Genomic DNA, 12,574 nt, shown 5'->3' on the forward strand with positions numbered 1-12,574 from the left:
CTCACGCACTCCTCTCGGTGTCGCCATGCCTTGGCGGATCGGTGCGGTACCAGCCGGTGATGATCGAGCGCAGTTCGTTGATCGGGCCGGCGGCGAGGATCATCATCATATGGACGATGAAAAAGCCGACCAGCAGCACCATCACCGTGAAATGGATGGTGCGCGCCGTCTGCCTTCCGCCGAGCAGTTCGTTGAGCCAGGGCAGCACCGAGTTCATGCTCGGCGACATGGCAAGGCCGGTGATGATCATGAGTGGCAACAGCACGAACAGTACGCCGCCATAGGCCATTTTCTGCAGCGTGTTGTATTCGCGTGTGTGGTGGAACCTGAGCTTGGCGTGCTCGATGATGTCCTGCGGCAGCCGCTTGAGATCGTCAAGGCGCGGCGCCAGATCGCGGCGCAGATGGCCGTTGACCAGGCTGGCGACCAGCCAGACGACCAAGGTGGTTGTCAGTATCCAGGCGAAGAAGAAATGCACAACGCGGGCGGTGCCGAGATCGTAATAGGACGGGATTGTCGCCCAGGACGGGAAGGCACGCGACGTTTGCTGCCGGGCCGGGCCCGACCAGCCGAGCACGCCTGTGGTGTCGAAGCGATGGCCGAAGATTTCGGTATAGCCGCGCGGGCCGGTGGCGGTGTTTTCGGCGCCGATGGCAAAGACGGTGTTGTTGTACTCGAAGCCGGATTGCTTGCCGATGTAGAGCTGCGGCCGGGCATTGAAGATCTGCAGGCCGGATAAAAGCAAGAAGAACAGCGAGATCGCCCACAGCCAGTGCGTCAGGCGGGTCCAGCGCGATTGCCGGTAGATCAGCGTCGCATCCTTCGTTGAGGCGGCATCGACGCCTGCGCCGGGCTGACTCATGGTAATGGTTTCCATCTTTTCCTCGCCTCCGGCTGCGCGATCCTGGGATGGTCCGCGCTCGTCCTTGTCCTCCCAATACGTCGCTATCGAAAGCGATGTTTCATGCGGTCACGTTTTTATTACGGGCACGGGTTTATCGCGGGCACGGATACTCAATTGCCGAGGCTCACCGCGAGATTGACGACGGCGGCGACGATGACGGCGTTGAAGAAGAACGACAGGATCGAATGGACAAGCACCACGCGGCGCATATGCGAGGTCGTGATCGCGGTGTCGGCGGTCTGCGCGGTCATGCCGATCACCGTCGCGAAATAGAGAAAGTCCCAACCGTCCGGCCGTTTGCTGCCGGGAAAATCGAGGCCGCCGACCGGTATCTTCTTCTTGGTTTCGGCATCGATCGCGTCGCCGTCCATCCAGTAGACATGCGCATAGTGGAGGGCGGCCATGGCATGGATGGTGAACCAGCCAAGCGGGATCGACAGCATGGCGAAGCCGAGTTCGATGGGGTCGCGATCCTTGTGATTGATCAAAAGGAACAGCAGGACAATGGCCATGGCGACGATGCCGAGCGTGATGGCAAAGATGCCCAGCACTGGGAGGTCCAGTTCGCGCGCGTTCTTGCTGAGATAGCGGCCGGACAGCAGCGGCATCTTGGCGATGACGAGCGCGATGAAGACGACGAAGAAGGAATCGGCGGCAATCGAGATCGAATAAGCAAGCCGCGTGGAGACGGGGAGCGATCCAATCAAAGGCAATACCGCGGCAAATACGACCAGACCGACGGCTAGCGACACAAAGAACTGCTTGTGCCGCTGCAAGGGGTTATTCGGCGATGTGTCGGCCATAGCCCGACCTCGGATGATGCTTCACGTCTGGTCGGGTGTGACGGATTTCAGAGCCCGCCGCAAGATACGGTCGAGCTCACCCAGGAAACGCGAGCGATCCTGTGGCGCAAAGCTGGCATTGTAGCCCTTGCTCTCGCCGGTTTCGCGCAGATGCTGCTTCAAATCGCGCATTGCAACCGCCATGCCGATGGTCTCCGGCGTGAACGGCCGGCCGGTTGGCCCAAGCACATGCGCGCCGAGCGCCACGGTGCGAGCGGCAAGCGGGATGTCGGCTGTGATCACGATGTCGTTGGCCTTGGCATTGTCGACGATCCAGTCGTCGGCGGCGTCGGCGCTCTTGGACACCACGATGTTGCGAATCATCGGATCGCGCGACGGACGCAGCCCGCCATTGGAGACGTAGGTGACGACCACGCCATGGCGCTCGGCGACCTTCTCGACCTCGGCTTTCACCGGGCAGGCGTCGGCGTCGACGTAGATGGCGGGTGCCGGCATTATCTCTCCAAAACGGACATGGGGCCGGCATGTTACCCGGCCCCATGCCAGAAATCTCGTACTGTCAGGCCGGCCGCGCGCCCGACTTCTTCGCCGTCCAGGTGGCAATGTAATCCATCAGGCCGGGGTTGAGACAGTCATAGGGCTCGAGGCCCATCGACTTCAACTGGCCGCGGATGCCGTCCATGCGCTTGGGGTCGACACCGGATTCGATGATCGACGAAACGAAAGCGGTGAAGCCCGGCGGTGACCAGCCGTCTTCCTGGAAGCGCTCGGGATGGATGAAGGACAGACCTTTGAACGGATGGTCGCGCTCGACCGGTCCGTGCATATGGACACCGCAGCCGGTGCAGGCGTGACGCTGGATAAGTGCCGAGGGGTCGACCACTTTCAGCTTGTCGCCGTTTTCGGTGACTGTGACATCGCCGGTGCCGGCTACGGCCACGACCGAGAACACCGCGCCGTCAGGCTTCCAGCATTTGGTGCAGCCGCAGGCATGGTTGTGGGCGATCTGGCCCTTGACCGTCACCTTCACCGGCTTGCTGGTGCAGGCGCAGACCAGCGTGCCGCCGGCAAAGCTTGCGCTCTCCTTTGGCAAGCCATTGTCGATTTTGGGATGCAGTTTCTCAGGCATTGTCTTCCTCCCTTGTTGAACCTGTGCAACTTCAGTCGCTGGCCCTTCGGTCGGCGGCTTGTTCTTCCTCCGTTTGGTGTGCGATCGGACGCAAAACCGGGCGCCACTTTTGCTGATCGCACTTAGTAAACGACGACGCTCCTGATCGACTTGCCCTCATGCATGAGATCAAAACCCTTGTTGATGTCCTCAAGCTTCAGCAAATGGGTGATCATCGGGTCGATCTGGATCTTGCCGTCCATGTACCAGTCGACGATTTTCGGCACGTCAGTGCGGCCGCGTGCGCCGCCAAAGGCGGTGCCCATCCAGGTGCGGCCGGTGACCAGCTGGAACGGCCGGGTCGAAATCTCCTGGCCGGCGCCGGCCACGCCGATGACGACCGACTTGCCCCAGCCGCGATGCGAGGCTTCCAGCGCCTGGCGCATCACCTTGGTGTTGCCGGTGCAGTCGAATGTGTAGTCGGCGCCGCCGATCTGGTCGGCGCCGCGCTTGGTCAAGTTGACGAGGTGAGGAACGATGTCGCCGTCGATCTCCTTCGGATTGACGAAATGCGTCATGCCGAAGCGCTCGCCCCATGCCTTCTTGTCGTTGTTGAGGTCGACACCGATGATCATGTCAGCGCCGGCGAGCTTCAGGCCCTGGATGACGTTGAGGCCGATGCCACCGAGACCAAAGACGACAGCAGTCGCGCCTTGCTCGACCTTCGCGGTGTTGATGACCGCGCCGATGCCGGTGGTGACGCCGCAACCAATGTAGCAGATTTTGTCGAAGGGCGCGTCCGGGTTGACCTTGGCGACGGCGATCTCGGGCAAAACGGTGAAATTGGAGAAGGTCGAGCAGCCCATATAGTGGAAGATCTTGTCCTTGCCGATCGAGAAGCGCGAGGAGCCATCGGGCATCAAGCCTTGGCCCTGCGTGGCGCGGATGGCGGTGCACAAATTGGTCTTGCGCGACAGGCAGGATGGGCACTGCCGGCATTCCGGCGTGTAGAGCGGGATGACGTGGTCGCCCTTCTTGACCGAGGTGACGCCCTTGCCGACATCGACGACAACGCCAGCGCCTTCATGGCCGAGGATTGCCGGAAACAGGCCTTCGGGATCGGCGCCCGACAGGGTGAACTCGTCGGTGTGGCAGATGCCGGTCGCCTTGATCTCGACCAGCACCTCGCCTTCGCGCGGTCCGTCGAGGTCGACCTCCATGATTTCCAACGGCTTTCCGGCGGCGACAGCGACAGCGGCGCGGGTTTTCATCAGGCAATTCCTCCCAAGGCGATTGGTCTTCAGGCTTTCAGGGTTTTTATACTGTTTCAACCCGATTTGGCGACCAAATATGGCGCAAATCTTGGCCCAGTCGTCGGCGAGCCCAACCTTCGCCCCTCGGCACGGGCCTGGCGGGCAGGGAGTGTCTTGATGGGTGCGCTGCCGGCGGTGCTTGAGCCCGGCTGCCGAAGCCCATAAGAAGGACGAAAGACCGAGGAAACGCCTTCGATGTTCACGAAAATCCTGATCGCCAATCGCGGCGAGATTGCTTGCCGCGTCATCAAGACGGCGCGCAGGATGGGGATTGCCACCGTAGCGGTCTATTCCGACGCCGATCGCGACGCCGTGCACGTCGAAATGGCCGACGAAGCCGTGCATATCGGGCCATCGCCTGCCGCGCAAAGCTATCTTCTGCCTGAAAAGATCATCGCTGCCTGCAAGGAGACGGGCGCGCAGGCCGTGCATCCCGGCTACGGTTTTCTGTCGGAGCGGGCCGCCTTCTGCGAAGCGCTTGAGGCTGAGGGCATTGTCTTCATCGGTCCGAAACCCAAGGCTATCAAGGCGATGGGCGACAAGATCGAATCGAAGAAGTTCGCCAAGGCCGCTGAGGTGTCGACGGTTCCCGGCTGGCTTGGTGTCATCGAAAATGCCGACCATGCCGAAAAGATCGCCGGCGAGATCGGTTATCCCGTGATGATCAAGGCCTCGGCCGGCGGCGGCGGTAAAGGCATGCGCATTGCCTGGAGCCAGTCGGAAGTGCGCGACGGCTTCGACCGGGCGCGCTCGGAGGCGAAAAGCTCGTTCGGCGACGACCGCGTCTTCATCGAAAAGTTCGTCGTCGATCCGCGTCATATCGAAATCCAGGTGCTGGCCGACGCGCATGGCACCGCCCTCTATCTCGGCGAGCGCGAATGCTCGATCCAGCGTCGGAACCAGAAGGTGGCGGAAGAGGCGCCGTCGCCATTCCTCGATGCCAGGACGCGCGAGGCGATGGGCGAGCAGGCCGTGGCGCTGGCCAAGGCGGTCGACTACCAGAGCGCCGGCACCGTCGAGTTCATCGTCGATGCTGAAAAGAACTTCTATTTCCTTGAAATGAATACACGATTGCAGGTCGAGCATCCGGTGACGGAGCTTGTTACCGGCATCGACCTGGTCGAGCAGATGATCCGCGTCGCCGCCGGCGAAAAGCTCGGCATCAAGCAGAGCGACGTCACGCTGAACGGCTGGGCGGTGGAAAGCCGGCTCTATGCCGAGGATCCCTATCGCAATTTCCTGCCCTCGATCGGCCGGTTGACGCGCTACCGGCCGCCGGAGGAGGGCACGTTCGGCGATGTCGTCATCCGCAACGACACCGGCGTCACCGAAGGCTCCGAGATTCCGATGTTCTATGATCCGATGGTGGCAAAACTCTGCACCTGGGCGCCCACGCGTATCGAGGCCATCGATGCCATGTCGGAAGCGCTGGACAGTTTCGTCGTCGACGGCATCGAGCACAACATCCCGTTCCTGGCGGCGCTGATGCAGCATCCGCGCTGGCGCGAGGGGCGGATATCGACGGGCTTCATCGCCGAGGAATATCCTGACGGCTTCGCGCCGATCGTGCCCAATGGCGATGAAAAGGCAGTGCTGGCGGCGATCGCCACCGCGGTCGAGCTTCTGCGCCGCGACCGACTCGACCGGCTGGGCGGGCGGCTGGCGCCGCATTCGGGCGCACTCAAGCGCGATTGGGTGGTGAAGCTCGGCGACGACTATCTCCAGGCTTCGATCATCGAGGGCATGATCTCCATTCCGATGGAAATCGATCTGTCGGTCGATGGCGGCAAAGCGCTGACGGTGGCGTCCGACTGGCGGCCGGGCGACCTCATCTGGCGCGGCACTGTCGGTGCCCGCAAGGTCACGGCGCAGATCAGGCCGGCGCCGAACGGCCTGCGCATTGCCTGGAAAGGCATGTCGGTGACGGCGCGCGCCATGCTGCCGCGCACGGCTGAACTGGAAAGGCTGATGCCGGAGAAGGTGGCGCCGAACACGTCCAAGATGCTGCTTTGCCCGATGCCGGGCCTGGTCGTGTCGATCGCGGTTGCCGAGGGGCAGGAGGTCAAGGCCGGCGAGACGCTGGCCGTGGTCGAGGCGATGAAGATGGAAAACGTGCTGCGCGCCGACCGCGATCTTGTCGTGTCGAAGCTCAACGCCAAGCCGGGTGACAGCCTGGCTGTGGAGGCGGTGATCATGGAGTTCGCCTAGAGATTGTTTGGAATTCTACTCCGGCGGCCATCTGAAGGTGGTTTCTGCGCTTCCCGTGCTCACGGACCAATGGCCGCTGCGCTCCGGTTCTCGAACCGCCATCATATGACTCGCCAGAGCGAATTTCGAAACAATCTCTGAGCCGTGCGGCGGGGTACGGAAGCCTGTGGTCGGCGGTCATTTGTGCTGGACTGGCATCGCCCGGTCCGGGACAATACATCTCCATCGACTCAAAGCCTTTCGAGCAATTTGAAACATCATGGCGGATGACAAACTTCCACGCGATCCCCTGAGGCGCGAAGCAGCGCTCGCTGCTGCGCGCCCGGAGGCGCCGGCGCGGCCGTTCATCCATCTGCGCGTGCATTCGGCGTATTCGCTGCTCGAGGGCGCCTTGCAGGTCGCCGCTGTCGTCGCCCATGCCGTCAAGGACGAGTGCCCGGCAATCGCCGTCACCGACACCAACAATCTGTTCGGCGCGCTGGAATTTGCCCAGAAGGCAGTGAAGGAAGGCATCCAGCCGATCATCGGCTGCCAGATAGATCTCGCCTTTTCCGGCGAGACCAGCGACGCACAGCGCGACCGCCGCCGCCACGGGCCGGAGATGAACGCCGTGGTGCTGCTCGCCGCCACCGAGGTTGGCTATAGCAACCTCGTCAGGCTTGTCAGCCAGGTCTATCTGGAGACGCCGCCGGGCGAGCCCGTGCATCTGACGTCAGCAATGCTGGAAGGCCATAGCGATGGCCTGATCTGCCTCAGCGGCGGGCCGCGCGGCCCGATCGGCCGGGCGCTGAAGGAGGATCGCCGAGATCTTGCCGAGACGCGGCTTCTGGCACTCAAGGCGCTGTTCGGCGACCGGCTCTATGTCGAACTGGACCGCGTTTCCGGCTATGACCGCGCCATCGAGAAATCATCGGTCGATCTTGCCTATACCCATGATCTGCCGCTGGTCGCCACCAATGAGGCGTTCTTCGCCGCCCGCGACGACTATGACGCGCATGATGCGCTGATCGCCATTGCCGAAGGGTCGGTCGTTGCCGCCGACAACCGCCGCCGCCTGACATCGGACAATTTCCTGCGCAGCCAGGCGGATATGGCGCGGCTGTTCGCCGACCTGCCGGAAGCGATCGACAACACCGTCGAGATCGCGCTGCGCTGTTCCTACTATCCCAAGAACCGCAATCCGATCCTGCCACGCTTTACCGGCGGCGATGTCGCCGACAATGAGGTGGCGCTGAAGGCCGAGGCCGATGAACTGCGCCGGCAGGCCCATGAAGGTCTCGACGCCCGGCTGGCGGCGCATGGGCCCACCGCCGGCTACACGGTCGAACAATACCGCGAGCGGCTCGATTTCGAGCTCTCCATCATCGAGAAGATGAAGTTTCCCGGCTACTTCCTCATCGTGGCCGACTTCATCAAATGGGCGAAGGCGCAAGGCATTCCGGTCGGGCCGGGCCGTGGTTCGGGCGCCGGATCACTGGTCGCTTATTCCACCACCATCACCGATATCGATCCGCTGCGCTTCTCGCTGCTGTTCGAGCGCTTCCTCAATCCGGACCGCGTGTCGATGCCCGACTTCGACATCGACTTCTGCCAGGATCGGCGCGAAGAGGTCATCCGCTACGTCCAGCAGAAATATGGCCGCGACCAGGTGGGACAAATCATCACCTTCGGTACGCTGCAGGCGCGCGCGGTGCTGCGCGACGTCGGCCGCGTGCTGCAAATGCCTTACGGCCAAGTCGACAAGCTCTCCAAAATGGTGCCGCAGAACCCCGCCAATCCGGTCAAGCTGGCGGATGCCATCGCCAACGAGCCGCGCTTTGCCGAGGAGGCCGAGAAGGAGCCAATCGTGCAGACGCTGCTCGATATGGCGCAAAAGCTGGAAGGGCTCTACCGCCACGCTTCGACGCACGCCGCCGGCATCGTCATCGGCGACCGGCCCTTGTCGGAACTGGTGCCGATGTACCGCGATCCGCGCTCCGACATGCCGGTCACCCAGTTCAACATGAAATATGTCGAGCAGGCCGGGCTGGTAAAATTCGACTTCCTCGGCCTGAAGACGCTGACGGTGCTGGAGACGGCGGTGAAGCTGATCCGCCGGCGCGGCATCGAGATCGACCTGGCGACGATCCCGCTCGACGATCCTGAAACCTACGCCATGCTGTCGCGCGGCGAAGTGGTCGGTGTGTTCCAGGTGGAAAGTGCCGGCATGCGCAAGGCGCTGATCGGCATGCGGCCCGACTGCATCGAGGACATCATCGCGCTGGTGGCGCTCTACCGTCCCGGCCCGATGGAGAACATCCCGACCTACAATGCCAGAAAACATGGCGAAGAGGAGATGGCATCGATCCATCCCAAGATCGACCATCTGGTGAAGGAGACGCAAGGCGTCATCGTCTACCAGGAACAGGTGATGCAAATCGCGCAGGAGCTGTCGGGCTATTCGCTTGGCGAAGCCGACCTGCTGCGCCGCGCCATGGGCAAGAAGATCCGCGCCGAAATGGACAAGCAGCGCGAGCGCTTCGTCACCGGTGCGGTCGAACGCGGTGTCGGCAAGCCGCAGGCCGACTTCATCTTCGACCTTCTGGCCAAGTTCGCCGACTACGGCTTCAACAAATCGCACGCGGCCGCCTACGCCGTCGTGTCCTACCAGACCGCCTATCTCAAGGCGCACTACCCCGTCGAGTTCCTGGCGGCGTCGATGACGCTCGACATGGGCAACACCGACAAACTCGCCGATTTCCGCCAGGATGCGCTGCGTCTCGGCATCGAGGTGGTGGCGCCGTCGGTGATGACCAGCTTCCGCAATTTCGAGGTCGGCGAGAACCGCATTTACTATTCGCTGGCGGCCCTCAAGGGCGTCGGCGACGCTGCGGTCGAGCACATCGTCGCCATGCGCGGCGAAAAGCCGTTCAAGAATCTCGCCGATTTCTGTGAAAGGGTCGATCCCAAGATCGTCGGCAAGCGCGTCTTCGAAAGCTTGATCATGGCCGGCGCGCTCGACTGCTTCGGCCACGACCGCGCCCAGATGATGGCCGGCGTCGAACGGATGATGGGGCTGGCTTCGCTGGCGCAGCAGAATGCCATTTCGGGCCAGCACGACATTTTCGGCGCGTCGCTCGGCGCGCAGCAGCAGGCGCTCAATTTGCCGCAGACCGATCCGTGGCTTGCCGCCGACCGGCTGCACCGCGAATTCCAGGTCGTCGGCTTCTATCTTTCGGCGCATCCGCTCGACGAGTACAAGGCGGCCCTGCAGAAGATGCGGGTGCAAAACTGGGGCGAGTTCTCGGCTGCGGTCAAACGCGGTGCCGCCGCGGGCCGGCTCGCCGGCACCGTCACCACCAAGCAGGAGCGCAAGACCCGAACCGGCAACAAGATGGGCGTCATCGCCTTTTCCGACACATCTGGCCAATATGAAGCCGTGCTGTTTTCGGAAGGGTTGGCGCAGTATCGCGATCTGCTCGAGCCCGGACGTTCGGTGGTGATCACCGTTTCGGCCGAGGATAGGCCCGAAGGGGTCAATCTGCGCATCCAGACGGTGCAGTCGCTGGAGGATGAGGCCAGCCGTATCCAGAAGGCGCTGCGCATCTTCGTGCGCGATGCGGCTCCGATCGGCATGCTGGCCGGCCAGCTTGCGGTGAAGGGCGAGGGCCAGGTCAGCTTCGTGCTGATCAAGGAGGCCGGGCAAGGTGAGATCGAGATCGAATTGCCCAATCGCTACCGCATCTCGCCGCAGATCGCGTCGGCCATGCGCGCGGTGCCGGGTGTGGTCGAAGTCGAGCTCGTCTAGGCTGCGCTGATATACACGGCAATCCCATCGACGTCGGCCAGTGCATGACGGCATAAAGATGCTCTGGGCCTGACATTGCAGCCGATAGGGCCAGCGTGCGGGGCGTGGTTGACCTGACCTTCCTTTGAACCACATGCGTTGAGCAGAAACTTCACAGGAACGCACAATCATGCCCAGCCGCGAACGCGTCGAAGCCTTCCTCAAGGAGGTGGTCGAAGGCAGCCACGTCAAAGCGATCGCCGACTTCTACCATGACGATGCCACCATGCAGGAAAATCTCGGCGTCCCGCGGCGCGGCAAGGAAACACTGATGGCGCATGAGCAGGCAGCACTCGACCGGATCGAGAAGATGCACACCCATCCTGTCCAGACATTCCTGGTCGATGGCGACAATGTCGCCATCCGCTGGACCTTCGACCGTATCGACAAGGCCGGCACCGTGCGCCGGCTGGAAGAGGTGGCCCTGCAGCGCTGGCGTGGTGACCGGATTGCGGAGGAGCGGTTCGTCTACGACACCGCCTCGGCCTGGCGCCTCGTGGGGCCGGACGGCAAGGTGGTGGAGGGCTGACGATCACCGGGGCCACTAGATCATGATGAGATTTGGTTGAAATCTCATCATGATCTAACCCTTTGTTGGAGCATGATCTTTTCCGCAAACCGGCACCCACTTTTTGGGATCATGCTCTAGACGACCCCGGCTGGGACCGTTACGCACTTGGTGATGAAAGCAGCCGAGAAGGACGGATTGCAGCAAAGCTCAGCGATGGCGCGGCTGCGTGACAGGCTGCGCAAGCTCTATCACGGACGCACGCCGGCGGCGTTCCGGTTTCAACTGGTGGCGGTCATCATCGACCTCGCCATCATCGCCTTCTTCGTTGCCACGCCGGTGCTCCAGGACAAGCCGTCATTCCTGTGGCTCGACTATACCGTCGCGGCGCTGGTCGCCGCCGACCTGATTGCCCGACTGTTAGCCTCCAACGACATGTTGCGGCTGATGAAACAGCCGACATCCTGGGTCGATGTCTTCATCCTTTTGACGCTGCTGATGCCGACGGCGCTGGCAAATCTGGCGTTCCTGCGCATCCTGCGGCTATGGTCGCTGTCGCGCAGCGGGTCGCTGTGGCGGCATTTCGAAATGCGTGGCTTGAGGCCCTGGCGCGAGGCGAGCCACGCGGTCATCAACCTGTTGACGTTCCTGTTCGTCATCACCGGCTTCGTCTACACCTTCTTCTTCCGCACCGGCGCCGGCCTCGAAAACTACATTGATGCGCTGTATTTCACCGTTGCCACGGTGACGACGACCGGTTTCGGCGACATCGTGCTGCCGGGGATCGCCGGCAAGCTGACCGCGATCGCCACCATGATCATCGGCATCTCGCTGTTCGTCAGACTGGCGACGGCGATTTTTCGACCCGCGAAGGTGTTCTTTCCCTGTCCGCAGTGCGGACTGCAACGGCATGAGCCGGACGCCGTGCACTGCAAGGCCTGCGGGCATCTTCTCAACATACCGGATGAGGGGAATTGACCGACCGCTACGAGGCCGCGACCTCGGCCGGCTTTGGCGCCTTGCGCTGCAGGTTGAGCAGGTTGCCCATCAGGATCAGCAGGGCGCCGCCGGCTGTAAAGATGTCGATCTGTTCGCTGTAGAGCAGCCAGCCGATCAGCGCCGACAGTGGCACGCGCAGGAAATCCATCGGTGAAATCACCGTAGCGTCGGCATAGGTGAGGGCACGCGCCATGCAGAAATGCGACGACATGCCGGTGAAGGCAATCAGCAGGATCCATGGCCAGAGTTCGAGCGGTGGGTTGCGCCATTCATAAAGCGCCGGGATCAGGCCGACCACCGACTGGATGATCAGCATCCAGAAGATGATGCGCACGACACTGTCCGTGCGGGTCAGCGACTTGACCAACACCACCGATACGCCAAAGCACACGGCCGCGCCGAGAACGACGAGGTGACCCGGATCCATGGAGCCGACGCCGGGGCGAACGATGACCACCACGCCGATCAGGCCAAGCACGACCGCCGCAATTTTCGGGCGGGAGAGCCTTTCGCCAAGAAACGCCACCGCCAGGATCGCGGTCCAGATCGGCGTGGTGAATTCGATCGATATGAGCACCGCAAGCGGGATCAGCGTCAGCGCATAGAGCCATGCCGCCTGGCCCGTATAGTGGATGACATTGCGAGCGATATGGGCCAACGGGCGCTGCGTGCGCATTGCGGCGAATCCGCCGCTCATCGTCACCAGCGGCAACAGAATGAAGAAGCCGATCACCGAGCGCAGTTCCAGCACCTGGAAGACGTTGAGCTCGGCGGTGGTTGCGCGGCCAGCGACTGACATCGCCAGAAACGAGGCGATCGACAGCGCCATCCAGAACGCGGCTTTCGGGATCGATGGGGAAGGTGCCATAGGCGCTATGTCGCAAGCCGGGACTTCTATCGCAACC

General features: G+C 62.4%; 10 protein-coding genes. 4 read left to right on the forward strand and 6 right to left on the reverse strand.

Features of this window, described 5'->3' with window-relative positions:
- Position 1: 1 nt before the first annotated feature.
- From NKI88_RS03425 to NKI88_RS03445, 5 genes are all read right to left on the reverse strand, one after another.
- Positions 2–877, reverse strand: a complete 876-nt coding sequence (locus NKI88_RS03425; RefSeq protein ID WP_023691148.1) for a cytochrome b/b6 domain-containing protein — start codon at positions 875–877, stop codon at positions 2–4.
- A gap of 137 nt (positions 878–1,014) precedes the next feature.
- Complete coding sequence (locus NKI88_RS03430) at positions 1,015–1,707, reverse strand: DUF1345 domain-containing protein (protein WP_023688301.1); 693 nt, start codon at positions 1,705–1,707, stop codon at positions 1,015–1,017.
- A 21-nt stretch (positions 1,708–1,728) separates the two neighbouring features.
- The gene (locus tag NKI88_RS03435) at positions 1,729–2,202 is read right to left on the reverse strand and encodes a YaiI/YqxD family protein (protein WP_023681585.1); all 474 of its coding nucleotides are present in this window, start codon (positions 2,200–2,202) and stop codon (positions 1,729–1,731) included.
- 64 nt (positions 2,203–2,266) lie between these two features.
- Entirely contained in the window at positions 2,267–2,836 is a 570-nt protein-coding gene (gene gfa, locus NKI88_RS03440; RefSeq protein ID WP_023710637.1) for an S-(hydroxymethyl)glutathione synthase, read from the reverse strand.
- Between the two features lie 122 nt (positions 2,837–2,958).
- Entirely contained in the window at positions 2,959–4,086 is a 1,128-nt protein-coding gene (locus NKI88_RS03445; protein ID WP_023681583.1) for an S-(hydroxymethyl)glutathione dehydrogenase/class III alcohol dehydrogenase, read from the reverse strand.
- Between the two features lie 237 nt (positions 4,087–4,323).
- Here NKI88_RS03445 and NKI88_RS03450 point away from each other — a divergent pair, with 237 nt between their 5' ends.
- The 4 genes from NKI88_RS03450 to NKI88_RS03465 all read left to right on the forward strand — a co-directional run bounded on the left by NKI88_RS03450 (position 4,324) and on the right by NKI88_RS03465 (position 11,648).
- Positions 4,324–6,336, forward strand: a complete 2,013-nt coding sequence (locus NKI88_RS03450) for an acetyl-CoA carboxylase biotin carboxylase subunit (protein ID WP_352653739.1) — start codon at positions 4,324–4,326, stop codon at positions 6,334–6,336.
- A 259-nt stretch (positions 6,337–6,595) separates the two neighbouring features.
- A complete protein-coding gene (dnaE, locus tag NKI88_RS03455) occupies positions 6,596–10,123 on the forward strand; it encodes a DNA polymerase III subunit alpha (RefSeq protein ID WP_352653740.1) in 3,528 nt (1,175 codons plus the stop codon).
- A gap of 169 nt (positions 10,124–10,292) precedes the next feature.
- Positions 10,293–10,691, forward strand: coding sequence for a nuclear transport factor 2 family protein (locus tag NKI88_RS03460; protein ID WP_023710634.1), 399 nt, complete (start codon positions 10,293–10,295; stop codon positions 10,689–10,691).
- A gap of 153 nt (positions 10,692–10,844) precedes the next feature.
- Positions 10,845–11,648 (forward strand): potassium channel family protein, encoded by an 804-nt coding sequence (locus NKI88_RS03465; protein ID WP_023725720.1) that lies wholly within the window; start codon positions 10,845–10,847, stop codon positions 11,646–11,648.
- A 7-nt stretch (positions 11,649–11,655) separates the two neighbouring features.
- Here NKI88_RS03465 and NKI88_RS03470 read toward each other — a convergent pair whose 3' ends face one another.
- Positions 11,656–12,537, reverse strand: coding sequence for a DMT family transporter (locus NKI88_RS03470; RefSeq protein ID WP_023725721.1), 882 nt, complete (start codon positions 12,535–12,537; stop codon positions 11,656–11,658).
- Positions 12,538–12,574: the final 37 nt, after the last annotated feature.

The organism is Mesorhizobium sp. M0317 (assembly GCF_040321555.1).
Taxonomy (GTDB): Bacteria; Pseudomonadota; Alphaproteobacteria; order Rhizobiales; family Rhizobiaceae; genus Mesorhizobium.

Bases quoted from the DNA above. Each gene is read 5' to 3' on its own strand.
- NKI88_RS03435 (WP_023681585.1), bottom strand. From the start codon at position 2,202: ATGCCGGCACCCGCCATCTACGTCGACGCCGACGCCTGCCCGGTGAAA.
- NKI88_RS03450 (WP_352653739.1), top strand. From the start codon at position 4,324: ATGTTCACGAAAATCCTGATCGCCAATCGCGGCGAGATTGCTTGCCGC.
- NKI88_RS03465 (WP_023725720.1), top strand. From the start codon at position 10,845: ATGAAAGCAGCCGAGAAGGACGGATTGCAGCAAAGCTCAGCGATGGCG.
- NKI88_RS03425 (WP_023691148.1), bottom strand. From the start codon at position 877: ATGGAAACCATTACCATGAGTCAGCCCGGCGCAGGCGTCGATGCCGCC.
- dnaE (WP_352653740.1), top strand. From the start codon at position 6,596: ATGGCGGATGACAAACTTCCACGCGATCCCCTGAGGCGCGAAGCAGCG.
- gfa (WP_023710637.1), bottom strand. From the start codon at position 2,836: ATGCCTGAGAAACTGCATCCCAAAATCGACAATGGCTTGCCAAAGGAG.
- NKI88_RS03430 (WP_023688301.1), bottom strand. From the start codon at position 1,707: ATGGCCGACACATCGCCGAATAACCCCTTGCAGCGGCACAAGCAGTTC.
- NKI88_RS03460 (WP_023710634.1), top strand. From the start codon at position 10,293: ATGCCCAGCCGCGAACGCGTCGAAGCCTTCCTCAAGGAGGTGGTCGAA.
- NKI88_RS03470 (WP_023725721.1), bottom strand. From the start codon at position 12,537: ATGGCACCTTCCCCATCGATCCCGAAAGCCGCGTTCTGGATGGCGCTG.
- NKI88_RS03445 (WP_023681583.1), bottom strand. From the start codon at position 4,086: ATGAAAACCCGCGCCGCTGTCGCTGTCGCCGCCGGAAAGCCGTTGGAA.